This is a genomic window from Psychrobium sp. 1_MG-2023 (genome assembly GCF_030689115.1).
Lineage (GTDB): Bacteria > Pseudomonadota > Gammaproteobacteria > Enterobacterales > Psychrobiaceae > Psychrobium.
Window position 1 is genome coordinate 25,233 of the sequence record NZ_JAUYVJ010000003.1, and the last position, 24,151, is coordinate 49,383.

The window sequence follows — 24,151 nt, forward strand, 5'->3', positions numbered from 1 at the left end:
TTGCTACTATTTAGTTCCTTCTTCCCATCGACACACTCATATGCTATCGCCACAGCTTCAACAAACAATTAAAAACTGTTTTAAGCAGTTCAAACAAGAAATACCAAATTTTGTTACCCGTCGAGAACAAAACTATATGGTCGCCCAGACAGCAAAAATACTTGCGGGTGAATATGATCGAACAAGGCGAATCGGTGTCATTGAAGCAGGTACAGGTACAGGTAAATCCCTTGCTTATTGCCTAGGTGCGATTCCTGTGGCTTTATCTCAAGGGAAAAAACTTTGTATATCGACAGCAACAGTCGCCCTACAAGAACAACTATTAAATAAAGACCTTCCTTTATTTAGGCAATACAGTCGTCTCGAGTTTGACTTTGCAGTTGTAAAAGGACGGCAACGTTACATCTGTGCCAGCAAGTTGGAGTTAGTCGCCGACGCTCAATCCTCTGATGATAATGCGCTATGGCATCAAGCACCGTCAAAAGATGACTTAACGTTAGTCAAAAAATTATGGCAGGCATGGCTAGATAAAGAGTGGGATGGTGAACGTGATAGTTGGCCAACGCCAATTAGCCCCTTATTATGGGCTCAAATTCAATGTGATAAGTTTACTTGTAATAAGCAACTATCAGCACACCGGCAATGTCCATTTCATAAAGCACGTGAGGTTATTGATAAGCTCGATGTCTTGATTGTAAATCACAGCTTATTGCTGGCCGATCTGGAACTCGGCGGCGGCAAAATTTTGCCCGAGCCTGCAGATATGTTCTACGTGATTGATGAGGCCCACCACTTGCCAGAAAAAACACGCGATTTCTCGAGTGCTTTCTCTTCATTGCAAGCAACCATTGATTGGCTCAAGAAAATGGATTTACTTGGTAAGAAAATTTCTTCTACGCTAAATAGCCAACAATTAATCTCACCATTAATGAGTCTCAGTGATCACTGTAATGAGCTAAGCAGTGATCTGACCTTAGTGAGTCAATGGCTCAATGCAAACAGTCAGCTCTTTGCTAATGATGATATGCGCCATCGATTTGAACACGGCGTTTTACCTGATTCTTTATTGGCTCTTATTGAGAATAACGCTATTAGCAGTAAAGCTGCACTGAAGCAATTGAATAAAGTACATCAGATTATCCTCGAGGCCTACAAGGACGGCTTAATTAGCCCTTGGAAAATTGAAGCGGTACTTAGTGATATCGGTAATAACCTTAACCGCATGGAAAATCAACAAAAGTTGTGGCATATGTTAAAACGCCAAGACTCAAAGCATGGCGCTCCGACAGTGCGCTGGGTTGAACTCACGGATAGAGAACGCGGAGAATATCTCATTCATGCAGCGCCGCTAGATATTGGGTATTTTCTTGAGGATAAATTATGGAGTCAAGCTCAAGGGGTTATACTTTGTTCCGCCACTGTAACAGCCCTTAATTCATTCGATCACTTTAGACGCAGTGTCGGTTTGCAAACGAATGATGGCACACAGTATGTTCGTTTAAACTCCCCTTTTAATTTCAAAGATAATGCTAAACTAATAATCCCTGCACTACAGATAGAGCCAAGCAACGATAAATTTACTGAAGAATTAATTAAGCGTTTACCTGCCCTTGTTGATAATAAACAGGCTAATTTAGTTTTGTTTTCTTCCTACCGACAAATGAATCAAGTTGCCAAGGCTTTAAGAGACCGTCATCAATTATCATTGCTGGTACAAGGCGAAGCCTCACGTAATGCATTGCTCACCCTACACAAAGATAAATGCGATAACCAACAACGAAGCATCCTCTTTGGAACCAGTAGCTTTTCAGAGGGTCTTGACTTACCAGGAAAGTATTTAACTAACCTAGTCATCACTAAATTACCCTTTGCAGTGCCCACATCGCCCATTGAGCAAGCCCTAGCGGAGTATGTAAAAAGTAAAAATGGTAACCCCTTTATGACATTGACCGTTCCAGATGCTTCACGAAAGCTCATTCAATCTTGTGGTCGCTTGTTACGCAACGAGCAAGACAGTGGTACAATTACTATCTTGGATCGCCGTCTGGTCACCAAACGCTATGGTCAGTCGCTACTTGACTCACTTCCACCCTACGACTTAACAATAGAACATTAGTTAATGCTTGAGATTTTTGACATCGTACCGGTTTGGTTATTGCTTGCATTAACCGCATTATGTGCTGGCTTTATTGATGCTGTGGTTGGCGGTGGTGGTCTTCTTACCGTGCCTGCTCTGTTAAGCACAGGGATGCCACCCCACATGGTACTTGGCACCAATAAGTTTGCATCAACCTTTGGTACTGCAACTGCTAGCTATACTTTTTATCGAAATAAACTTTTCTCGCCTGCACTTTGGCGTAGTTGTATCATTTCAACCTTTATTGGTGCCTTGATTGGTACTATAGCCGTTTATTTGGTATCCGGTGACATTCTCGAAAAGTTACTTCCTTTATTAATTATCAGCACAGCCATCTACACACTATTCCAACGCCCTCCTATTCATAAGAAAATTGATGACAACTTTGAACCATGCACAGTTAAACAAGCCATGCAAGGCGGTTTTCTTGGATTTTATGACGGTTTCGCGGGGCCTGGTACGGGTGCATTTTGGACAGTATCAAGTCAGATACTTTACAAGGTTGAATTATTAGTTAGCTGTGGTGTGGCGCGCTCAATGAACTTTGTCAGTAACCTCACAGCCTTAGTAACTTTTGCTATTTTAGGCCAAGTTGATTATAAAACTGGATTATTGATGGCCTGCTGCTTGATGACTGGATCATTAATTGGTGCTAAAACGGCGATTCGCTTTGGTGCTAAGTTTATCAGACCACTATTTATTAGTGTAGTGCTTATCATTAGCTGTAAATTAGCCTGGGGGGCTTGGTTTTGAATCAATTAAATAAAATTGATCAGCTACTTAAGCAACTCGCTAAGCAAGCACAGTCTTATGATCAGCATAATAAAATTCCCCCTTTGGCTGATAATACTTTGTTCGATCCTCAGCTTTTTAAAACACAGTCACGCCAGTTAATGGATTATGTGAATGAAAGCCAACAATTACTACGCCACGTAAAACATTCTATTAGTAGTAAATCAGCCAACACGTTAATTCAATTTCAATGTGATAAATTAGTTGACCAATGTCAGGCAATTAAAAAGGCACTATCGAGTCAATCGCAACGAACCAAATCTTATCGTCAAGATAAAGCGTTCAAAAGTAAAACCTTTGCCAATAAGCAACAAAAAAGTAATGACTTTGCGTGGCTTGCTCAACGTATCATGGGGAATAGCCAACAGTTATATCATGAGTTATCGAAACACCATGGCTACAAACAAAAATTGGAACTGCGCATCACACAATTGAACACCCAGTTGAATCAATGTGCGATGGAGCAGAAAATTGCGCTCCAACAAGAAGTCCTACGACAACAAAAGCGATTAGGCCAGTGTAATAAAGCCATTTACTTTATTGAGCAAAAGATTGAACGAATCGAAAGTGGTAAAACACGATGAACTATCCTGTTATCTACCACCCTATATATTCAAGCTTAGCGCTAGGACCCAAACACCGTTTCCCAATAAAAAAATATCAATTACTTGAACAATTGCTACGCCAAGATCAACTAGTAGCACCAACTCAATGGGTCACACCACAAGCCGTTGCTCCTGATAAGTTATCTCCTTTACACTGTCGTGATTATATCAATCGAGTCGTTAGTGGAGCGTTAACCCCTAAGGAAGTACGCCGATTAGGCTTTCCATGGAGCCCGCAACTAGTTGCTCGTTCATTAACTTCTGTGGGTGGAACACTGTTAGGCTGCGAACTGGCGCTTGAGCAAGGATTAGCGCTCCATTTAAGTGGAGGCTACCATCATGCTCACTTTGATTTTGCCAGCGGTTATTGTTTATTCAACGATTTAGCTTTTGCTGCTGTTGAAGCTATTGAAAAATACAATTTATCAACAGTGCTGATCTTCGATTGCGATGTTCATCAAGGCGATGGAACTGCTGCACTGACTTCGCACCGTGATGATGTGATTACTTGCTCATTACATTGCGCCAAAAATTTTCCGGCCAATAAAATGGTTTCGACTATCGATCATGAATTCGAACCCAACACTCAAGATGCCGAATATCTAACCGTTTGCCAGTCGATGCTCAATTATTGCATCAATCTCTACCAACCGGATTTAATTATTTATGATGCGGGAGTTGATATTCACCAACAAGATGTCTTAGGCCTACTTGATGTGACTACCCAAGGTCTGTATCAGCGTGATCGTTTGGTGATAGAGACGGCACAACAGGCAGAGATTCCCCTGTGTTGTGTCACGGGCGGTGGCTATCATAAAGATCAAACAAAACTTATTCCACTACATAGCCAGCTGTTTAGAGCGGCAAAAGATTTACATAAGGAGCCGTCAACATGAGCGATACTTCCCCCCTTGAACAAGCCCCTGACCATATAAAGCTTGCGGTTGATCTTATTCAAATACTCGAAGAGTCCGAGGTTAATAAAGAGGTTGCAATTAAAGCTTTACATATCGTTTTAACCGACTTGCAACGGGAAGAAAATAATTAATTTAGCTAATTATATTTGAGTCAAAATTTCTTTTTCAATCATTTGCGTCAATACTAAAGGTTACAACCTTTGTGAATGGCATGTAATGATGATGAAGTTAACTTTTCTTGGCGCAGCAGATACTGTCACTGGTTCAAAATACTTACTCCAATGCAATGGGTTAACTATCCTTATTGATTGCGGACTCTATCAAGGTGTTAAAAAGCTACGCAGTCGCAACTGGCAATCCTTTCCCATCGAGGTAAAAAAGCTCGATGCAGTCATCCTAACGCATGCCCATATTGATCACAGCGGCTATCTTCCTGCGTTAATGAAACAAGGGTATGAAGGCCCAGTCTACGCGAGTAAAGGAACCAGCCAATTGTGTCAAATTCTCTTACCCGATGCTGGCTATTTGCAAGAAGAAGAAGCAAATTTTGCTAATAAACATAAATATAGCCGACACCACCCTGCTAAGCCCCTGTATACAGAACAGCACGCTCGGCAAGTCCTTAAGCAATTTAAGCCAATGACTCAGAATCAATTTCATTCTATCAAGTCAAATCGCGAGCATAACCAGCTAGGTTGTAGATTTATGTTTACTCCCGTTGGCCATATTTTAGGCGCCTGTGCGGTTCATATTGATGATGGCCATAAACGTTTGGTCTTTAGTGGTGATATTGGCAGATACGACGACCCTATTATGCATAACCCTGACGCCATCGAACACGCCGATGTAATGGTCGTCGAATCCACCTACGGTGACAGACGCCACCAGCAACTAGATACTCAGCAAGCATTAGCCGATATAATTAACGAAACGGTTAATCGTGGTGGCACCGTGCTTATTCCATCCTTCGCTGTCGGCCGAGCTCAGTTATTGCTTTATCATATTAAACAACTGTTAAAAGAGCATCGAATACCCACTATCCCTGTTTACCTAAACAGCCCAATGGCTATCAGCGCGACCGATCTTTATAAAAAGTTTAACCGGCAATTAAAATTATCACAGCAAGACTGCGCCGAAATCGATAATATTACGCGCTATGTTCGAACTCAAGAAGAATCAATTAGGTTAAATGAGAGTACCTATCCTGCCATTATCATCAGTGCTTCTGGAATGGCAAGTGGTGGGCGAGTGATTCATCATATGAAGAACATTTTACCCAATCATCGCAATAGCTTGGTTTTTGCAGGCTACCAAGCGGCTGGCACCCGTGGTCAAGCGATTGTTGACGGTGCTAAAGAAACAAAAATTCATGGCCAAACATTTCAAGTTAAAGCCCAAGTTCATAACATAGGTAGTTTATCTGCTCATGGGGATTATGCTGAAATTATTCATTGGTTAGGGCTAATCAAGCAACGACCACAACAGGTCTACATTACTCATGGTGAAAGCTGTGCTGCTGACTGTATGCGATTAAAAGTAGAAAGGGCATTTCATTGCAACGTTCGTGTGCCAGAGCTCAATGAAACGGTCACGATTTAAAGCCGTTAATCGTGAAAGTCGTGATATTCAAAAATTTGTTGTTGGGCATTAAATAAAAACGTATCAATAGTTTTATGCTCTAATGCCAACTTTGACAGTGGTGTTGCTGTAATCGATTGATTAACCTCACCTAGCATCACTAAATGAGCGCCATCAACGCTTGCCTCGACTGCAGCTACGCCAAGTTTTGTCGCTAATATTCGGTCTTCAAATACCGGCCGTCCACCACGTTGAATGTGGCCAAGGATACATGGCTGACATTCAATATTTGATTGTTCGGTTAATTCTTTTGCTAGCTCAATCGTTCCGGTTGGCCATAGGTTTTCTGCAATGACCATAATATAGCTGGAGTTACCCCGTGATTTCTGTGCATTCGTAATATGATTAACAATACTTGCTAGCTGTTGCGAAGGGAGCTGACGCGATTCAAAAGTAAGCACTTGCTCCGCAGCACAAGCAATGGCAACACTCATTGCAATATAACCGCTCTCCCTCCCCATCACTTCAACGAGAAAAGTACGCTCGAATGCATCAGCTGTATCACGTATTTTATCTATCGCTTCAACTGCAGTGTTAACTGCAGTCGCAAAGCCTATCGTTTTATCCGCTCCTGCAACATCATTATCGATGGTACCTGGTAACCCAATTATTTGTCCGCTCCAATAATCCGCTAGCAACTCAGCACCGCGCAATGAACCATCACCACCAATCACGATTAAGCAATCAATCGCTAACCGATTTAAAACTTCAGAGGCTTGTAACTGCCCTTGTTCGGTCGTAAAAGCCTGACAACGTGCACTTTTTAATACCGTACCGCCATGATGAATGATATCTCTAACATAGCATTCGGTTAACTGAAAATGTTCACCATTTAGCAGTCCATTAAAACCACGTTTAAATCCAGTCACTGAAATTCCGTGATGCTGTGCTGTTAAGACGATGGCACGAATAGCGGCATTCATCCCTGGCGCATCACCGCCACTGGTTAAGACCCCGATAGTATTAATTTTTCGCATTATCAGCTCTCAGAACCATGGATATAGCCATGATTAACTAGCCACTCATGCGCCAAATTGGCATCGGTAAATATACGGCGTTGGTAATCAGGGGTTTCAACGTTAAGGATCTCTAATTGATAACGAACAAGATCATTGTTACTCACTAAAAAAACGGTCGCACGCAAGTTATGTTGTTTTAATCGACCAATGCCTTGCTTAACCCCATACTGAAAGTCTAGTGTACCTACATCCATTTCCGTAGCATCAATATAGAAGGCCCATTTGGGCTGAGGCGCTTTAATGAGCTCAGCTTCCACTTCTCTAAAGCAGCGTTGAGTAATTTGCTCCTCCCAAATACCTGTTGCTTTAACCGCCATCACACTCGATTGATTATCAATGTGATACGTTGCCGGCTCAAACGTTGGAAAAGCAGACTCAGCGCTAAAGAAGTTAAAGAGCTCGCTGGGCGCAATAGGTTTAGAAAACAGATACCCTTGCAAAAAGTCACACCCATGCTCTAGCAACCACTCTGCCTGAGCTTTAGTTTCTACCCCTTCAGCAACAATTTCTATTCTCATACCTTTCGCTAGTCCAATAATAGAGCGAGCAATACAGATATCTTCTTCACTGGTTAGGATCCCATCAACAAAAGACTTATCAATCTTTAGCTTTGAGATATTAAAGTTCTTAAGTCGAGATAGCGATGAATATCCTGTTCCAAAGTCATCTATCGAAAGCTTTAAGCCCAGTTCACTTAAACTATCGAGTTGCTTATTAATGGCTGTTGAATCCCCAGCGATGAGTTCTTCGACAATTTCAATCTCAATTAGCGAAGGTGCTATCTCGTATTCAGTTAAAAGCTCCTCCACTCGTTGACAAAATGTCGGTGACAGTAACTGTTCAGATGACACATTCACCGCCACACTTAATAAAGGGAGACCTTCGGCTATAAGTATTTTTATATCTTTACACACCTGCTCAATGACCACATCGCCAAGCTCTTGCATTAACCCAAGGCGTTTAGCCAGTGGTAAAAATTTAAAAGGCGCAATCAAACCATCCATCGGGTGAACCCAACGAACCAACGCTTCTAACCGAATGCCATCTTGTTGGTAGGTACGGTTAAGGATGGGTTGATAATGAGGTACTATTTGGCCAGATGTGAGTGCATCATTAAATTCCCGCTCAAACTTTAAGGTTTGCTGATGTTGCTCTAGCCACTCAGGTTTAAAATAAGTAATGACACCTGGGTTATTTTCTTTACCTTTTACCATTGCTTGCTCTGCACGTCTGATAGGGTCTTGTTCAACTAGGTCAGACTTATTACTAACCATTACGCCTATGCTGGCACTCAAGCTGACAAGTTCACCACCTGGGGTCATAAATGGCTTTAAAAATAGCGCTTTAAGCAGCAACAAAAAAGGCTCTAGCTTGAGTTCGTTATGTTGATTTGGCAACCACACACCAAAGACATCACCATCAACACGCGCAGGAAAAAACACCTCATTAGACTTTAGGTTTTCCATACGGTTAGCCACTTTACACAACACATTATTAGCAAACAGATAACCAAAGTTATCATTAACAGCGGTAAAGTTATCGATGCCAATAAGTATCACGGCACAAGGGTAATCCTCACCGGCCGACGCTAATGACTGGCGAATTCGCTTATCAAAAAACAAGCGATTCTCTAAATTAGTTAAAGGATCAATTTGCTCAAGGTGACTTAATTGACGCAAAGCTGCTCGCCAAGACTTCTTAACATGAGTAAGGGAGAGGATTTCAGCAATTGAAGCAGCATAGGCCATATCCGCAACGTCCCAGTGACGCGTTGTTGCAGTTTGCTCTATACAGAGAACGCCTTTGAACGCACCCTCGGCAAAGATTGGAACCTCTAAAATTGATTTGATATTAAGCGGTTGAAAATAGAAGCTTAGTAGCTCGCTAAGAAAGTCATATTCTTCAACGTTTTCACAGTAACAAATCTCTTGCTCGAGTAATCGTTGAAAATATTTTGGGCAATAGTCTCGTTCAATGACATGACCAGCGTCGAAGTGTTGACTCTCTAGCGCATAAAGCTTTTGACAAATCAATTGCTCATTGCTCGGTGACAAATACCATAAACTCACTCGACCTACCGCTAGCTTGTCAGCACACGTCTTTAGCACCTTCTCGATCAATTCATCAGTATCTTCACTTAGCGTGCCATTATGATGGCCAATATCGGTGAGTGACTGGTGTAGTGATAAAAACTTCTGTGTTACTTCCATAAACAAACTCAATAGTTAATGATGAATTGTTGCGATAACGTTAGCATTAAAACAACATTAGCCTCATTGTTTAATACAATCAATAGCGCTCTAAGCCCGCCGGCTAAAAACCTAGAGGTTATACTAATTACATTAATGACCTGAGCACTGTTCGCAGTCTAAACGGATGATAGCAGCGTTATTTATTATCTATATCTAACAACTATATAATAAATGCCTTGCCGGCATGGATGTCCGTACTTAGGTTCAATTGAAACGTAGAACTGAGCTTTAATCCGCTAATCCTCGTTACAAAATTGATCACTTCATTAATGGAATTGGTATAAATACTTCTTTTAGAATATTTTATACTAAAAGTAGCGTGTTGTGGATCATAATAATTTATGACTTCCTGCGGTAAATACACATACCAGTGTAGTCATTTGGGGACAAACTAAACTTGAGAGTAATAAGGAAATAGCAACAGGATTAATAAAAGCTGCGCCGATTATCGGGCTAGTTCTATTTTAATAGAAATAAATGTTTAGAGGGCATTATAGAAGTATGAAATGAGTGGCGACTAGCCAGCCAACACCTCGGCACACGAGTCGATAGCTGCGGTTGCTCCCTTCCGGGCCTGGCCGAGTTCACTATCTATCATTGCGAGGGGACCAACTAGTCACCGAGGCGCATTATCTATTAAACACTTGGCATTAGGCAAGTCTTTACTGGCAATTTTTTAAAAATTTAATTTATTCGATTAATTTAACGCCAATTTCAAAATCATGACTATACTTTCCGCTGCATCTAGAACCCTTGATGCTTTTTTATTAATAACCTTTGAAAGGAATCTATCTATGAAAACATTCACTCAGCTAAAATTTTACTTACTAAGTATCACCGCAACTGCACTTTTATTAATGCACAAACCAGTGATGGCAATGGTCATCGATGACCCCACAGTCAAACAAAACATCGTTGTTGAGCAAAATCAGCAACCTATCAAAGTCAATATTAATCAAGTTTCGAGTCAACAACTTGTCAAAACATTACACGGTATTGGCAAGAAGAAAGCTCAAGCGATTGTGGCTTACCGCCAACAGCATGGCCGAATCAACTCCTATGAGCAATTATTACAAGTCAAAGGAATAGGTAAGAAGTTGTTAGAAAAGAACCGTGCATTAATCAGCTTTGGGGCCGAAGAGTAAAGCCGGTCAAAGCTACAGCGTCACAACTAATTGGCGCTGTAGCTCAAGGAGGTTAAATTAGGCCCCAAATTCTGCAATAATTAAGTCACTCAATAACTGACCCGCTCGACCTAAAGGACGCTCTGAAGAATGAACCAATTTAGGAGTAAAGCTATGACTAGCTCCCCCAACAAAATCAAGTTCAACCAACTCACCATTGGCTAGTTCTTTTTCAATCAAGTAGTCAGGCACCCAACCATAACCAAGCCCTAATAAGATTGAGTTTTTCTTCGCAATAAAGCCATTAAGGTAAAACACTCGCTCACCACCAAACTGTAAATCATCTTGATAATGAAGATCGACCTCACCTGAATCAGCAATGGTTAGTTCGATATACTCATGGAGGTGTTTCAATTCAATCCCTTTTATCGATGCTAAAGGATGCCCTGCCGCAACCACTAAGCGTGTACTCATCGGCTTTAACGGCTTTGCATTAAGGTAAGGGTTAGATTGAAAATCTTTAACCAACATTAAGTCTGAACTATTTTTTTCAAAACAGCGCTGAACACCACTTAAAAATTCAGTGCGCAGCTGCACTCTTGTAGACACGTCCATTTCAGATAAACGTTTGAGTGCTCGCATCACAGGCTCCATAGGAAGCGCGCCATCAATAATAATTTCCAAGCGTGGCTCCCAGCCTTGACTGAAACGCTCTGCCAACACTTCTAGATTATGTGCCTGCTGAAGCAGCCTTCGCCCTTCAGTCAAGATTGCATTACCTTCAGCAGTTAACTCAGCGCGGTACTTACTACGATCGAAAAGTGCAACACCAAGATGTTGCTCAAGCTTCTTAATTTGATAACTAATCGCTGACTGCGCTCTATTTAATTGTTCAGCTGCTTTAGCAAAGCTGCCCAAACGAACGATTAAATCTAATATCTTAAGGGTTTCTATATCTAACCGCATCTCATAACCATCTAAAAGTTGAATGGAGTTAATTAAAACATAATTATATTTTTAGAACAAGATTGGTAGTAAAGTTAATTTACTAACAGTGTTGTTCTAATAATAAATTACAACAGACAGCACCATAACAAATAAATTAAGAAGAGTGTAACAATATGACTGATCAAAATAACCCGATTGGACTATGTGGTATCGAATTTACTGAATTTGCAACAACAGATCAGAATTTTATGCATCAAGTGTTTATCGATTTTGGTTTTTCTAAAATTAATAAGCATCAAAGTAAAGACATCTTTCATTACCAACAAAACGATATCAACTTCCTACTTAATAGCGAAAAGCAAGGCTTCTCACGTGATTTTGCTAAATCTCACGGCCCTGCTATTTGTTCAATGGGTTGGCGCGTTGTTAACGCAGAGGCCGCATTCACTGAAGCGGTTAATCGCGGGGCAAAAGCCGTAGCTGAAGATGCTAAAGATATGCCTTACCCGGCTATCTACGGTATTGGTGATAGCATTATCTACTTCATTGACCGCTTTACTGACAATGACAATATTTATCACCGTGACTTCGTGCCTCTCGCCGAGCCTCAGGTAGTAACAGAAAAAGGCTTCTTACGAGTCGACCATTTAACCAATAATGTTTATAAAGGGACGATGGAGCATTGGGCTAACTTTTATAAAGATATTTTCAACTTTAGTGAAGTCCGTTACTTCGATATTAATGGTGCTAAAACTGGCCTGATTTCTTATGCACTTCGTTCACCTGATGGCAGTTTCTGTATCCCAATTAATGAGGGTAAAGATGATGATAAGAACCAAATTGATGAGTACCTAAATGAATACAATGGTCCTGGTGTTCAGCATTTAGCCTTTGAAAGTCGTGATATCGTTGCATCTCTTGATGCAATGGAAGGCACTAGCATAAAAACACTAGACATCATCGAAGAGTATTACGACACTATTTACGATCGTGTACCGCAAGTGACTGAAGACCGTGATCGCATTAAGCATCATCAAATTTTAGTTGACGGTGATGAGTCAGGCTATCTATTACAAATCTTCACTCAAAACTTATTCGGCCCTATCTTTATTGAGATTATTCAGCGTAAAGAAAACCAAGGGTTTGGCGAAGGAAACTTCCAAGCGCTATTTGAATCAATCGAGCGAGATCAAGAACGCCGCGGAGTGCTTTAAGCAACCCGTTGATTCCAGAATAAAAAAAAGCTATTCATTTGAATAGCTTTTTTTATATCAACTTTTCAGTCTCTAAATAGGTCAATTTTTTTGCCACACCACCTGATTACGCCCTGCCTCTTTCGCTTGATAAAGAGCGATATCGGCTTCATTAATCATAGCCTCTAACGACTTAGAATCAGCAGCACGCGTTGCAGCACCAATGCTCACCGATAAGTTAATGACCTCTTTACTAGTATCAAATTCACTTTCTGCGATATCGACTCTGAACGTATTGAGTATCTTATCCGTTTGTTCTTGTGATAAACCAGGGATCAGAATAATAAACTCTTCGCCACCATAACGTGCCACAGTCATATCTTTAAACCAATACCGCAGTTTTTCAGCCAGCAATTTAAGTACGGCATCTCCACTATCATGACCGTAGTTATCGTTGATTTTTTTAAAGTAATCAATATCAAGTAGTGCAACGGTTAGACGGCTGTTATCTTTGACCGCTTGATTAAAAGAATCTTCACCATTATGAAAGAAATAACGTCGATTATATAACTTAGTTAAATAATCACGATTTGCTGCATCTCGAATTTCAGCAATCAGCATTATCTGCTCCATGGCTTTCAAAATACGCCATTGAAACTCTTCTTGAATAAAGGGAGTTGGTAAAAAGTCATTAGCGCCATGCTTAATAAAGCGAGCAGAAAGCGTCGGGTCCTTTAACGAAGATAACCCAATAATTGGAAAGTCTTCACGAGAGCGTTCTTGTCTAATGCTACGGATTAATTCGATACCATTCATTTCTGGCATATTATAATCCGTAACCAGCAAACCTACTTCAGGGTTATCTTTTAAGGCTTGGAGCGCTGCTAGCCCATGTTCAACTTCTATCACTTGATATAACAAACTGCTCATTTGAGCTGAAACATAAGCACGCAATGAAGGTGAATCATCAGCAACAATAACTTTAATATCTCGATTTAATAATAGCGTATTAACAAATTTAATTGCTGTTACATAAGAATCACGATTTTCTTTGAAGATATAATCTAACACGCCCATCTTGAGCATTTTATCACGCAACTCTTCATTTAAAGACGCTGTTAGAACAATGGTTGATATACCCGCATCGAGAGTCAGTTTTACAACTTCACCGTTAGGTGCATCAGGTAGATGAAGGTCGGCAAGCGCCATAAAGTAGTCATTGCCAGGATTATCAATAAGCCCTTTTGCTTCAGCTAAATCACAAGCAAAGTCAAATTCACAATTTAACTGTGAAGTCGCTAAATGATTGATAATTTTTCGAATTAATTGACTGTCTTCGATGATTAACAATTTTGACATCGTTTATTTATTATCCCTAGAGCATTCACAATCAAAATTATATTCATAACTTACTATAGAATATGAACAAAAAAAACTACTATTGGCCCAAACTTAAGAATTCTTTCTTAGTTAGATGGCGCCACTGGCCACTTTCTAGGCTACTTTCTAATGAAACAGCCCCTATTTTAGACCGGTGCAAAGTAGCGACATGATTACCTACAGCAGCAAACATTCGCTTAACTTGATGATACTTACCTTCAGATATGGTTAACCTAGCTTGGTGGCTAGATACAATATCTAACAATGCAGGTCGAGTTAGCTTTTCTTCACTTTTCAATTGAACGCCATGTTCAAACTGCTCAATTAACTCTGGCAATAATGGTTCACTCACCCCTACAATATACTCTTTTGAGCATTGTGATTTAGGCGATGTAATTCGGTGAGACCATTGCCCATCGTTGGTTAGCAATACTAAGCCAGTTGTGTCTTTATCTAAGCGACCTGCAATGTGTAAATCATTCTTAAAAGGTTCATCAATTAAATGCAGTACCGATAAACCATCATCATCAACCGCTGAACAAACATAACCTTGAGGCTTATGCAGCATGATATAAAGATCACCTATTTCACTAACAATCTGACCTAAATAGCTCACTTGTTGATCTTTTATTTTTATATCACCTTTTTTCACGGCAACGCCATCAACCAGCACATCACCGCGATGTAATGCTTGCTTCGCCGTCTTTCGAGTTAAGGCTGTGTTCTCACTTAAAAACCGATCTAATCTCATGTTGTTACTTTAACCATAGCAAATATTTCAGATAACAATAAAAAAGCTGCTTTAATATGATAAAGCAGCTTTTAATTACTCAGTATGATACCAGTTTATCGTTATAAATGTTCTATCACTAAGCATCCTGCTGAATAACCGGCACCAAATGAACAAATAATCGCTTTATCACCACTCACCATATCATCATGATGACGATGAAAGGCAATAATTGAGCCCGCAGATGCCGTGTTTGCAAACTCATTTAAGATAATAGGTGCCTCATTACCTTGTGGGTTTCGTCCGAGTACTTTCTTGGCCACAAAGGTATTCATATTAATGTTAGCTTGATGCAAGAATAAACGTTTAAGGTCACTGGCTTGTAAATTATTTTTTGCCATTTCTTGATCAATTAGCGCATAGACCATAGGGAGTACTTCTTTAAACACTTTACGCCCCTGCTGTACAAATAGTTTATCACTGCTATCCGCAGTCTCAGGGTTACAACGATTAAGGTGGCCAAAATTGCTACGGATGTTGTTTGAAAAGCTGGTCATCGGCTGCTGCGATAAAATTTTAAAACAATGTTGTGCGGTTGCTGTTTCTTGCTTTTCAACGACTACTGCCGTAGCAACATCCCCAAAAATGAAATGACTATCACGGTCGCGGTAATTGATTTGAGGAGAGGCAATCTCAGGGCTAATCACCAAGACTGTTTTTGCCGTATTACCCAACAATGCATTAGAGGCATTCATGATACCAAAGGTTGCTGATGAACAAGCCACCAGCATGTCGTACGCCCACCCTTTGCACCCCAACTGCTGCTGAACTTCAATAGCTATAGCAGGGTAAGCACGCTGAGTATAAGAACAAGCAACAATTATTAAGTCGATATCATCACTCGTTTTATTTGCCGAAGCCATCGCTTCGCGGGCTGCGGCAACCGCCATTTCAGTTTGAATAGACACTTGTTCGTTATCACGTTCTGCGATTAATGGCATCATCACATCGGTATCCAAAATACCATCTTTAGACATTACATAGCGGTTTTCAATCCCTGATGCTTTGGTTATAAACTCACTACTTGAGGGTTTTAACCCTTCAATTTCACCCTGTGCAATGGCTTTTGCATGTTCGCTATTATATTTTGCGACATATTCATTAAACGCCGAGACTAACTCATCATTTGAGATAGTATAAGGAGGCGTATATAAGCCCGTTCCACTAATTACGATTGACATACCTTGCTCCATCAACATGATGTTGATTTTTTTAATGACAGACCAACACAGGTTATTTACCGTGTTCGTTTTTAATTACTTCACTATTACTTGAGTGATTTGATTGCTTGTTCTAACCCAGCTACGGTCATTTCATGCATATTTTGATTCACTAACTGTTTAATATAGTCAATACTCATGGTGTAGCGCCAATGTTGTTGCTCTATTGGGTTTAGCCAGACTACATGGTCAAAATGACTTATTAGGCGTGTCAGCCACACTTCACCAGACTCTTCATTCCAATGTTCAACGCTGCCACCGGGGTAAGATATTTCGTAGGGGCCCATTGAAGCATCACCGACAAAGATCACCTTATAATCTTTGCCATAGGTACGAAGAATATCCCACACTAATTTTTTGTCATGGTGACGCCTTGCATTGTCCTGCCACACGCCTTCGTATACACAATTATGAAAATAAAAGTATTCTAGATGTTTGAACTCACCACGCGCCGCATTAAAAAGTTGTTCCACTTGTTCGATGTAGGGGTCCATTGAGCCACCCACATCAAAAAACATTAACACTTTAACGGCATTATGGCGCTCAGCGACCATCTTTAAATCTAAGTAACCTGCATTATTGGCCGTCGCTTTAATGGTGTGGTCAAGGTCGAGGATATCTTGAGCGCCACTTCGTGCAAACTTACGTAAGCGCCTTAACGCGACTTGAACATTGCGAGCACTTAATAGCTGTTGTTCACTTAAGTTAGCAAACTCACGTTTATCCCATACTTTAGCGGCTCGGTTATTTCGGTTACTTTCTTGACCAATACGGACCCCTTGAGGGTTATAACCATAAGCTCCAAACGGTGATGTACCACCTGTGCCCACCCATTTGTTACCACCTTGATGACGTTTTTTTTGCTCTTTCAAGCGTTGTTGTAAGGTATCAAGCAGCTCATCAAGAGAGCCTAGGGCGTTAAGCTGCTCCTTTTCTTCATCAGAAAGGATTTTTTCTAATTCTTTACGTAACCAGTCTTGGGGGATATCTTTCGAGAAAAGTTCAAGCTCATTAATACCCTTAAAATACTCTGAAAAAGCTCGATCAAACTTATCAAACTGGCTCTCATCTTTTATCATCACGATTCTGGCGAGCTGATAAAATTTATCAATATCAGCAAACACCACTTGTCGTTCTAATGCATTAAGCAAGTCAAGTAATTCGCGGACACTGACGCTCAGCTCGTGCTTTCTTAATGTGAAAAAGAAATCAACTAACATGCCTATTGCTGCCTACGAGCCAAAAAAGCAATTTTTTCAAATAACGTCATATCTTGTTCATTTTTTAATAACGCGCCATACAGTGGCATGAGTGACTTATCGTGTTGCTTATCACGTAACACCTCAGGAGCAATATCTTCAGCAAGTAATAACTTCAACCAATCAAGTAATTCTGAAGTCGATGGTTTCTTTTTCAAACCATTAACCTGACGCATTTCAAAAAAGCGTGTTAATGCTTGCTCTAACAGTTGCGGTTTGATGTTAGGAAAATGAACATCAACAATCTGTTGCATTTGCACTGCATCAGGGAATTGAATGTAATGAAAGAAACAACGGCGCAAGAACGCATCGGGCAAATCTTTTTCATTATTTGAAGTGATGATAACAATGGGCCTGACTTTCGCCTTCACAAGTTGCTGTGTTTCATATACAAAAAATTCCATTTTATCGAGTTCTTGTAACAGATCATTTGGAAATTCAATATCAGCTTTATCAATCTCATCAATGAGTAAAATTGGACGCACTTCACTTTCAAAGGCCTGCCACATTTTCCCTTTAACGATATAGTTTGCAATATCTTTCACTCGATCATCACCTAATTGTGAATCACGCAGTCTTGATACCGCATCATATTCATACAAGCCTTGCTGTGCTTTGGTGGTCGATTTTATGTGCCATTGAATAAGTGGCGCATTGAGCGCTTGGGCAAGTTCTTGGGCAAGCATGGTTTTGCCAGTGCCTGGTTCGCCTTTAATTAATAATGGACGCTCAAGAGTTACCGCAGCTTCAACCGCTAGTTTTAGCTCGTCACTCACAACATAGTTAGTGGTAGTATCAAAAGGCATAGCATTTCTTTTTTCAGTTTAAACAGATGTTTTAACATTACCACATTATCCCGCTTCCTCCTGTGACATATTGGAATAAGAACTTAGTTTTTTATTACATAACGATATAACAAAATGTCACTTCACTTCTTTTTTCTTTGCTTTAAGCTAGGGAAGATAGATATTTTTATAACCAAATAATAGCACGTAAGCCAAGTGGCTGACGTGTGTTGATAAACGATAAGGAATGATTATGGCTAACATAGCACAAGATAATTCACTCACAGTAGGTAATACCCCTCTAGTTCGTCTTAACAGAGTTTCAAACGGCAACGTGATTGCTAAAGTTGAGAGCCGTAATCCAAGTTTCAGCGTTAAATGTCGTATCGGTGCCAATATGATTTGGGATGCTGAGAAGTCAGGTCGTTTAACGAAAGAAAAAGAACTCATCGAACCAACCAGTGGTAACACAGGTATCGCGCTAGCATTCGTTGCTGCCTCACGCGGTTACCAACTAACGTTAACGATGCCTGACACAATGAGCCTTGAGCGTCGTAAATTATTAAAAGCGTTAGGTGCTAACTTAGTATTAACTGAAGGCGCTAAAGGCATGGGCGGTGCTATCGCTAAAGCACAAGAAATTGAAAGCAGCGATCCAGAAAAATACGTATTGCTACAACAATTCGAGAATCCTGCTAACCCTGAAATTCACGAGAAAACAACAGGTCCAGAAATCTGGAACGATACCGATGGCGAAATTGATGTATTCGTTGCAGGTGTTGGTACCGGTGGCACTATCACAGGTGTTAGCCGTTACATTAAAAACCAACAAGGTAAAGCAATTACTACCGTTGCTGTTGAACCAGTAAACTCACCAGTCATTACTCAAGCTAAAGCCGGTGAAGCATTAACGCCTGGTCCACACAAAATCCAAGGTATCGGTGCTGGCTTCATTCCAGGTAACCTAGATTTGGATCTTGTTGACCTAGTTGAGCTTGTTGATAACGATGAAGCCATTGAAATGGCTCAGCGTTTAATGGAAGAAGAGGGTATCTTAGCGGGTATTTCTTCAGGTGCTGCAGTTGTTGCGGCAAACCGTATTGCTGAACGTCCAGAGTTTAAAGATAAGAACATCGTCGTTATCTTACCAAGCTCGGGTGAGCGTTACCTGTCAACTGCACTTTTCGCTGACATCTTTACTGAGCAAGAAAACGTACAATAAATTTACAATGTAATGATTAACTTTAATTAGTCAGATAAAGGATGAGTGAGAGCTCATCCTTTTTTTTTCCCGTGATTACTGTTAAATATAGTAATATTAAGAGCTAGTAGTTAACAGACCTTACAATAGTTACTTTGAGTTAAACCACATGCCAACCGTGAAAGCCAAACCAAAACTAAAGCTCGCCACTTTAACAGTCAATGCGCCGATCAGTGGTGAAGCGATTCTGCTGACCGAGCATCATTGCCCACTTATTAGTCACCAACTTCTTGGCCACGGTATTGCTATCAGACCTGTAGGTAGTAGAGTCACTGCACCTTGTCGCGCCATCGTTAAACACATAGCTCCTACAGGCCATCATTTGACATTATTAACCGAGCATAATGTAATCATTGATATTTATATTGGTGATAACGCTATTTCAACACACGGTGTAGGGTTCACAGTAAAAGTAGTAAGCGGTCAACAAGTAATTCAGGGGCAAGAATTGATTAATTTAGATCTCTTAAAATTAAAACAATCGCTGCCAAGCGTTGACGTTGCAGTATTAATTAGTAAAGGTGCGCTGAAATTAACTCCCCTATTAGGCACAAAACGCGCAGGAGAAGATCCCCTTCTACAGCTCATTGTAAAGAAAAGTGATACATAGTCTGCTCCCTTTATTCCCACACCGTTAAAGGTACTGAAATCACAATAATAATATGCTTTAATACTTGGCAAATTATTCATTGAGATAGCTAAACATGAGCACCACAATCTACGGTATTAAAAACTGTGACACCATTAAGAAAGCATTAAAGTGGCTTGATAACAACAACATCAAATATCGCTTTCACGATTATCGCGTTGACGGTTTAGACGAACAGTTACTGACACAACTTTGTCAGTTTGCAGACCCGCAACAAATGCTAAATAAACGTAGCACTAGTTTTCGCGCTCTAAGTGATGAGCAAAAAGCGACCCTCGATAACGAATCGCTAAAAGTATTATTTTTAGAGACACCAACGTTGATCAAACGCCCACTACTTGTCAAAGACACTGAGTCTCACCTTGGCTTTAAGCCGGAACAATATCAAACGTTTTTCAAACTATAACCGTTAACTACTACAAGGTATCACTGTGACTGAATCAATTAACGATCAACGCCTGTTTGATCTAAGCTGCGATCTATTAAGTCGTGCCTCTATTACTCCACTCGATCAAGGATGCCAAGAACTAATGGCGCAATACCTTGAACCTTTAGGGTTTAATATCGAATCGATGGTGTTTGAAGACACCACTAATATGTGGGCACGTAAAGGTAGTTCAGGCCCCCTATTTTGTTTCGCCGGTCATACTGATGTCGTTCCTGTTGGTAATGCGGACCGGTGGGATAACCCACCTTTTTCGCCAAAACTTATTGATGGCATGCTTCATGGGCGCGGGGCTGCCGACATGAAAGGTAGCCTTGCCGCAATGGTTATTGCGACTGAGCGTTTTGTCAAAGCACACCCAAACCACAAAGGATCGATTGCCTTTCTGATCACCAGTGACGAAGAAGGTCCTTTTATCAATGGGACCACACGAGTCATCGATACCCTAGAAGCTCGAAACGAGAAAATTCAGTATTGTATTGTTGGCGAACCGAGTAGTACAAACACGCTCGGTGATATCGTTAAAAATGGCCGTCGCGGCTCATTAACTGGCGATCTAACCGTTCATGGTAAACAGGGGCATGTGGCGTACCCCCACCTAGCAGAAAACCCAATCCATAAAGCCGCTGCCGCCCTAGATGAGCTAAGTAAAACAGTGTGGGATAACGGCAATGAATTTTTCCCACCAACGAGCTTTCAAATTTCTAATATTAACGGTGGCACAGGTGCAGGTAATGTTATTCCAGGGGAACTGAAAATTCAGTTTAACCTACGTTACTCAACTGAGTTGACCAGTGACGACATCATCGAACGGGTTAATCACATATTAAGCGAACATCAGCTAAACTATGACATTGACTGGACGTTTAACGGATTACCTTTCTTAACCGATCACGGTGATCTGCTTGAGTCAGTTAAAACGGCCATCAAGGATGTGACTGGCACAGACACAGACCCACAAACCAGTGGTGGCACATCGGACGGTCGCTTTATTGCACCAACGGGTGCGGAATTAGTCGAATTAGGACCAGTCAATGCAACCATTCATCAAGTGAATGAATGCGTGAAATTTAACGATCTAGAATTACTCACTGATGTTTATCAGCGTATTTTGGAAGAATTATTAGTAGATTAATATGCGTGTTTCTTTTACCGAACAGCAAGTTCTTGGTCAGTGCGACAGCCATTTGTTTCAACTCAATGAACAGACGGCAATCCACCAAGCAATCAAAAATGATTGGCTTGAGTTAACTCAAGCCGCTCGACATGATGGTATCGACATTGAAATTGTCAGTGGTTTTCGCTCTTTCTCACACCAACTATTAATTTGGAATAATAAAGCCTTAGGTAAACGTCCATTAAAAAACCGTAATAACCAGAGTGTCGATGCTCACACATTAAATCCACAACAATTACTCGACTGTATTTTGACATGGTCAGCCCTTCCTGGTGCGAGTCGCCATCACTGGGGCACCGACATTGATGTCTATTCGCCATCTATGCTTAGTATCGATCAGTTACAACTTGAGCCATGGGAATATCAAGCGAATGGGCCAATGGCGCTGTTAGGCCAGTGGTTACGCGAAAATTCACACCACCATGGCTTCTTTATGCCTTATAATCTAGACAGAGGCGGTGTCGCTATTGAACCGTGGCATCTTAGCCATATTAGTACAGCTCAGGTTGCTGCAGACAAGTTAACCAGGGCAATGCTTTACAAAGCAATTAATCACAGTGACATTGAATTAAAGACACAAATTTTGGCCAATATCGAAGAAATTATGTCCCAATATGTTTTTAATATTGCCGAACCAGAGGTGATTGTATAATGACAACGTTTGAAATAATTTTAATCATCGCTTTGGTTCTTGGCGTGATTGGGTCTAATCTCGCGCTCTTAAAATACAGTAATAAGTTCAAATTACCTGAGCAAACAAAACAACATTTCAAGCAATCTTCAGAGACAACATCAGAAAAGAATGATGAAAAATCGGAAGAATCAACCCCATCAAACCATAATAATAAATAGAGATTTATGATGAAAAAGACTCCACTTGCATTATTAGTTGCTGCAATGACCACACTTGTGGCGTGTAATGATAGTGCCACAACACAAAAAGCTGAGCCAACAACCGCGCCTCAAAAGGTTGTTACCATCTTACTGCCTGAGTTTAACGATCGCCTTGATATTTATCATCAAGTAACACTCAACACTGATTTATCACATTTATCAGACAACCAAAAAGCAATGCTCGGCAAACTAATCGATGTTGCAGAGATTATGGATGACTTATTTTGGAAGCAATCTTTTGGTGAGGATAAATCAAGTTTTCTGGCTAAAATTGATAACGAAAAGGTTCGCCAATTTGCTGAGATAAATTATGGTCCTTGGGACCGCTTAGATGCTGATAAACCATTTTTAAGTGGATATAGTGAAAAAGCGCTAGGAGCACAGTTCTACCCTCAAGACATCACTAAACAACAATTACAACAAGCAGAACAGTCAATTGACGCAACAGGTTTATACTCGGTAATTCGCCGCGATAAATCAGGAAACCTTGTAAGCATTCCTTATTCAATAATGTATAAGAAAGAGCTTAAAGCCGCGAGTAAATTACTGCTTGAAGCAGCGGCATTAGCTGATGATAAAGAATTTGCCAACTATCTAACAATGCGCAGCCAAGCATTCTTATCTGATAATTACCAAGCTTCTGATTTTGCATGGATGGACATGAAGAATAACCCAATTGATGTGGTTATAGGTCCTATCGAAACTTATGAAGATCAATTAGTCGGTTATCGTTCTGCATTCGAAGCTTATGTCTTAGTGAAAGATCAAGCTTGGTCTGAGCGCTTAGCGAAATTTGCTAGCTTTTTACCTGCTCTGCAAAAAGGCTTGCCCGTTGATAATAAATTTAAACAAGAAACACCTGGCACAGATGCTGACTTAAATGCTTACGACGTTATCTATTACGCTGGTCATTCTAACGCGGGTGGTAAAACCATCGCGATTAACCTGCCAAATGACGAGCAAGTACAGCTTGAAAAAGGGACGCGACGTCTGCAACTTAAAAATGCCATGCAAGCAAAGTTTGATCATATTTTAGCGCCAATCGCAACGGTGCTAATCGCACCAGAGCAGCAAAAACATGTAACCTTTGATGCATTCTTCGCTAATACCATGTTTCATGAAGTTGCTCATGGGTTAGGTATTAAGAATACCATCAACGATAAAGGAACCGTCCGCCAAGCCCTCAAAGAACACGCCTCAGCCCTTGAAGAAGGTAAAGCGGATATTCTTGGTCTATACATGATTGCAGAGTTATTTAAGCAAGGGCAAATTAGTGAAGGAACCATTGAAGATAACTACGTGACCTTTATGGCGGGTATATTCCGTTCAGTACGCTTTGGGGCAGCAAGTGCTCACGGAAAAGCAAACATGATGCGTTTTAACTACTTCCAACAAGAAGGTGCGTTCGAGCGTGACGCACAAGGTTTGTACCGCGTTAACATCAACAAGATGACCCAAGCGATGACCAGCTTATCACAGTTAATTCTCACGATTCAGGGCACAGGGGATTATGCAAAAGTTGATCAACTCATTAAAGAGCAAGGCTTAATCAAGCCACAGCTTGCCGCTGACTTAGCTAAACTTGAAGCTGCGGCGATTCCAGTAGATATTGACTTTAAACAAGGTAAGGAAGTGTTAGGCCTTTAACTCCCTAGTCCTTTTGAAG

The 24,151-nt window shown here is 40.7% G+C and carries 23 protein-coding genes and 1 other RNA gene; 15 read left to right on the forward strand and 9 right to left on the reverse strand.

Annotated elements, in window-relative coordinates:
• The first annotated feature begins 40 nt into the window (after positions 1–40).
• The 6 genes from dinG (at position 41) to Q8W26_RS02170 (ending at position 6,050) form a co-directional block, all read left to right on the forward strand.
• On the forward strand, positions 41–2,116 hold the full coding sequence (dinG, locus tag Q8W26_RS02145) for an ATP-dependent DNA helicase DinG (protein WP_305472090.1): 2,076 nt from the start codon (positions 41–43) through the stop codon (positions 2,114–2,116).
• A 3-nt stretch (positions 2,117–2,119) separates the two neighbouring features.
• The gene (locus Q8W26_RS02150) at positions 2,120–2,890 is read left to right on the forward strand and encodes a TSUP family transporter (RefSeq protein ID WP_101214605.1); all 771 of its coding nucleotides are present in this window, start codon (positions 2,120–2,122) and stop codon (positions 2,888–2,890) included.
• Positions 2,887–3,513 carry a primosomal replication protein PriC gene (gene priC, locus Q8W26_RS02155; protein WP_305472092.1) on the forward strand — a complete coding sequence of 209 codons (627 nt, stop codon included), beginning with the start codon at positions 2,887–2,889 and terminating at the stop codon, positions 3,511–3,513. Before Q8W26_RS02150 ends, priC begins: the two co-directional genes overlap by 4 nt.
• Positions 3,510–4,430 carry a histone deacetylase gene (locus Q8W26_RS02160; protein WP_101214603.1) on the forward strand — a complete coding sequence of 307 codons (921 nt, stop codon included), beginning with the start codon at positions 3,510–3,512 and terminating at the stop codon, positions 4,428–4,430. The genes priC and Q8W26_RS02160 overlap by 4 nt, the downstream gene beginning before the upstream one ends.
• A complete protein-coding gene (locus Q8W26_RS02165) occupies positions 4,427–4,582 on the forward strand; it encodes a DUF2496 domain-containing protein (protein ID WP_305472096.1) in 156 nt (51 codons plus the stop codon). Before Q8W26_RS02160 ends, Q8W26_RS02165 begins: the two co-directional genes overlap by 4 nt.
• 85 nt (positions 4,583–4,667) lie before the next feature.
• Positions 4,668–6,050: an MBL fold metallo-hydrolase gene (locus Q8W26_RS02170; RefSeq protein ID WP_305472098.1), complete on the forward strand. Its 1,383-nt coding sequence runs from the start codon at positions 4,668–4,670 to the stop codon at positions 6,048–6,050.
• A 5-nt stretch (positions 6,051–6,055) separates the two neighbouring features.
• Here Q8W26_RS02170 and Q8W26_RS02175 read toward each other — a convergent pair whose 3' ends face one another.
• The 3 genes from Q8W26_RS02175 to ffs all read right to left on the reverse strand — a co-directional run bounded on the left by Q8W26_RS02175 (position 6,056) and on the right by ffs (position 9,974).
• A complete protein-coding gene (locus tag Q8W26_RS02175) occupies positions 6,056–7,066 on the reverse strand; it encodes an ATP-dependent 6-phosphofructokinase (protein WP_305472099.1) in 1,011 nt (336 codons plus the stop codon).
• A 2-nt stretch (positions 7,067–7,068) separates the two neighbouring features.
• The gene (locus tag Q8W26_RS02180; protein WP_305472100.1) at positions 7,069–9,318 is read right to left on the reverse strand and encodes a sensor domain-containing phosphodiesterase; all 2,250 of its coding nucleotides are present in this window, start codon (positions 9,316–9,318) and stop codon (positions 7,069–7,071) included.
• Positions 9,319–9,876: 558 nt separating this feature from the next.
• Positions 9,877–9,974, reverse strand: an RNA gene (ffs, locus tag Q8W26_RS02185) — signal recognition particle sRNA small type.
• 180 nt (positions 9,975–10,154) lie between these two features.
• Here ffs and Q8W26_RS02190 point away from each other — a divergent pair.
• Positions 10,155–10,505, forward strand: a complete 351-nt coding sequence (locus Q8W26_RS02190) for a helix-hairpin-helix domain-containing protein (RefSeq protein WP_305472102.1) — start codon at positions 10,155–10,157, stop codon at positions 10,503–10,505.
• 57 nt (positions 10,506–10,562) lie between these two features.
• On the opposite strand, the gene Q8W26_RS02195 is transcribed toward Q8W26_RS02190, so the two are convergent.
• Entirely contained in the window at positions 10,563–11,450 is an 888-nt protein-coding gene (locus Q8W26_RS02195) for a LysR family transcriptional regulator (protein WP_101214599.1), read from the reverse strand.
• 155 nt (positions 11,451–11,605) lie between these two features.
• Here Q8W26_RS02195 and hppD point away from each other — a divergent pair, with 155 nt between their 5' ends.
• Complete coding sequence (gene hppD / locus Q8W26_RS02200; protein ID WP_101214598.1) at positions 11,606–12,646, forward strand: 4-hydroxyphenylpyruvate dioxygenase; 1,041 nt, start codon at positions 11,606–11,608, stop codon at positions 12,644–12,646.
• Positions 12,647–12,727: 81 nt separating this feature from the next.
• On the opposite strand, the gene Q8W26_RS02205 is transcribed toward hppD, so the two are convergent.
• The 5 genes from Q8W26_RS02205 to Q8W26_RS02225 form a co-directional block, all read right to left on the reverse strand.
• Entirely contained in the window at positions 12,728–13,984 is a 1,257-nt protein-coding gene (locus tag Q8W26_RS02205) for a diguanylate cyclase (RefSeq protein WP_305472105.1), read from the reverse strand.
• 79 nt (positions 13,985–14,063) lie between these two features.
• Positions 14,064–14,756, reverse strand: a complete 693-nt coding sequence (gene rsuA, locus Q8W26_RS02210) for a 16S rRNA pseudouridine(516) synthase RsuA (RefSeq protein WP_101214596.1) — start codon at positions 14,754–14,756, stop codon at positions 14,064–14,066.
• 101 nt (positions 14,757–14,857) lie between these two features.
• Complete coding sequence (locus Q8W26_RS02215) at positions 14,858–15,976, reverse strand: beta-ketoacyl-ACP synthase III (protein ID WP_370694252.1); 1,119 nt, start codon at positions 15,974–15,976, stop codon at positions 14,858–14,860.
• Between the two features lie 86 nt (positions 15,977–16,062).
• Positions 16,063–17,235, reverse strand: a complete 1,173-nt coding sequence (locus tag Q8W26_RS02220) for a VWA domain-containing protein (RefSeq protein WP_305472107.1) — start codon at positions 17,233–17,235, stop codon at positions 16,063–16,065.
• A gap of 2 nt (positions 17,236–17,237) precedes the next feature.
• Entirely contained in the window at positions 17,238–18,080 is an 843-nt protein-coding gene (locus Q8W26_RS02225; protein WP_101214593.1) for a MoxR family ATPase, read from the reverse strand.
• Between the two features lie 232 nt (positions 18,081–18,312).
• On the opposite strand from Q8W26_RS02225, the gene cysK reads away from it, so the two are divergent.
• From cysK to Q8W26_RS02260, 7 genes are all read left to right on the forward strand, one after another.
• Positions 18,313–19,281, forward strand: coding sequence for a cysteine synthase A (gene cysK, locus Q8W26_RS02230; protein ID WP_101214592.1), 969 nt, complete (start codon positions 18,313–18,315; stop codon positions 19,279–19,281).
• Between the two features lie 148 nt (positions 19,282–19,429).
• Positions 19,430–19,930, forward strand: a complete 501-nt coding sequence (locus Q8W26_RS02235; RefSeq protein ID WP_305472111.1) for a PTS glucose transporter subunit IIA — start codon at positions 19,430–19,432, stop codon at positions 19,928–19,930.
• A gap of 94 nt (positions 19,931–20,024) precedes the next feature.
• Complete coding sequence (locus tag Q8W26_RS02240; protein WP_305472113.1) at positions 20,025–20,375, forward strand: ArsC family reductase; 351 nt, start codon at positions 20,025–20,027, stop codon at positions 20,373–20,375.
• 37 nt (positions 20,376–20,412) lie between these two features.
• Positions 20,413–21,549, forward strand: coding sequence for a succinyl-diaminopimelate desuccinylase (gene dapE / locus Q8W26_RS02245; RefSeq protein ID WP_370694255.1), 1,137 nt, complete (start codon positions 20,413–20,415; stop codon positions 21,547–21,549).
• A gap of 1 nt (position 21,550) precedes the next feature.
• Positions 21,551–22,243, forward strand: coding sequence for a M15 family metallopeptidase (locus Q8W26_RS02250; RefSeq protein WP_305472116.1), 693 nt, complete (start codon positions 21,551–21,553; stop codon positions 22,241–22,243).
• Positions 22,243–22,443, forward strand: coding sequence for a DUF2897 family protein (locus tag Q8W26_RS02255; RefSeq protein WP_101214587.1), 201 nt, complete (start codon positions 22,243–22,245; stop codon positions 22,441–22,443). Before Q8W26_RS02250 ends, Q8W26_RS02255 begins: the two co-directional genes overlap by 1 nt.
• Before the next feature lie 6 nt (positions 22,444–22,449).
• A complete protein-coding gene (locus Q8W26_RS02260; RefSeq protein ID WP_370694253.1) occupies positions 22,450–24,132 on the forward strand; it encodes a Zn-dependent hydrolase in 1,683 nt (560 codons plus the stop codon).
• Positions 24,133–24,151: the final 19 nt, after the last annotated feature.

Bases quoted from the DNA above. Each gene is read 5' to 3' on its own strand.
- dinG (WP_305472090.1), top strand. From the start codon at position 41: ATGCTATCGCCACAGCTTCAACAAACAATTAAAAACTGTTTTAAGCAG.
- Q8W26_RS02150 (WP_101214605.1), top strand. From the start codon at position 2,120: ATGCTTGAGATTTTTGACATCGTACCGGTTTGGTTATTGCTTGCATTA.
- Q8W26_RS02160 (WP_101214603.1), top strand. From the start codon at position 3,510: ATGAACTATCCTGTTATCTACCACCCTATATATTCAAGCTTAGCGCTA.
- Q8W26_RS02165 (WP_305472096.1), top strand. From the start codon at position 4,427: ATGAGCGATACTTCCCCCCTTGAACAAGCCCCTGACCATATAAAGCTT.
- Q8W26_RS02170 (WP_305472098.1), top strand. From the start codon at position 4,668: ATGATGATGAAGTTAACTTTTCTTGGCGCAGCAGATACTGTCACTGGT.
- Q8W26_RS02175 (WP_305472099.1), bottom strand. From the start codon at position 7,066: ATGCGAAAAATTAATACTATCGGGGTCTTAACCAGTGGCGGTGATGCG.
- Q8W26_RS02180 (WP_305472100.1), bottom strand. From the start codon at position 9,318: ATGGAAGTAACACAGAAGTTTTTATCACTACACCAGTCACTCACCGAT.
- Q8W26_RS02190 (WP_305472102.1), top strand. From the start codon at position 10,155: ATGAAAACATTCACTCAGCTAAAATTTTACTTACTAAGTATCACCGCA.
- Q8W26_RS02195 (WP_101214599.1), bottom strand. From the start codon at position 11,450: ATGCGGTTAGATATAGAAACCCTTAAGATATTAGATTTAATCGTTCGT.
- hppD (WP_101214598.1), top strand. From the start codon at position 11,606: ATGACTGATCAAAATAACCCGATTGGACTATGTGGTATCGAATTTACT.
- Q8W26_RS02205 (WP_305472105.1), bottom strand. From the start codon at position 13,984: ATGTCAAAATTGTTAATCATCGAAGACAGTCAATTAATTCGAAAAATT.
- rsuA (WP_101214596.1), bottom strand. From the start codon at position 14,756: ATGAGATTAGATCGGTTTTTAAGTGAGAACACAGCCTTAACTCGAAAG.
- Q8W26_RS02215 (WP_370694252.1), bottom strand. From the start codon at position 15,976: ATGTCAATCGTAATTAGTGGAACGGGCTTATATACGCCTCCTTATACT.
- Q8W26_RS02220 (WP_305472107.1), bottom strand. From the start codon at position 17,235: ATGTTAGTTGATTTCTTTTTCACATTAAGAAAGCACGAGCTGAGCGTC.
- Q8W26_RS02225 (WP_101214593.1), bottom strand. From the start codon at position 18,080: ATGCCTTTTGATACTACCACTAACTATGTTGTGAGTGACGAGCTAAAA.
- cysK (WP_101214592.1), top strand. From the start codon at position 18,313: ATGGCTAACATAGCACAAGATAATTCACTCACAGTAGGTAATACCCCT.
- Q8W26_RS02235 (WP_305472111.1), top strand. From the start codon at position 19,430: ATGCCAACCGTGAAAGCCAAACCAAAACTAAAGCTCGCCACTTTAACA.
- Q8W26_RS02240 (WP_305472113.1), top strand. From the start codon at position 20,025: ATGAGCACCACAATCTACGGTATTAAAAACTGTGACACCATTAAGAAA.
- Q8W26_RS02250 (WP_305472116.1), top strand. From the start codon at position 21,551: ATGCGTGTTTCTTTTACCGAACAGCAAGTTCTTGGTCAGTGCGACAGC.
- Q8W26_RS02255 (WP_101214587.1), top strand. From the start codon at position 22,243: ATGACAACGTTTGAAATAATTTTAATCATCGCTTTGGTTCTTGGCGTG.
- Q8W26_RS02260 (WP_370694253.1), top strand. From the start codon at position 22,450: ATGATGAAAAAGACTCCACTTGCATTATTAGTTGCTGCAATGACCACA.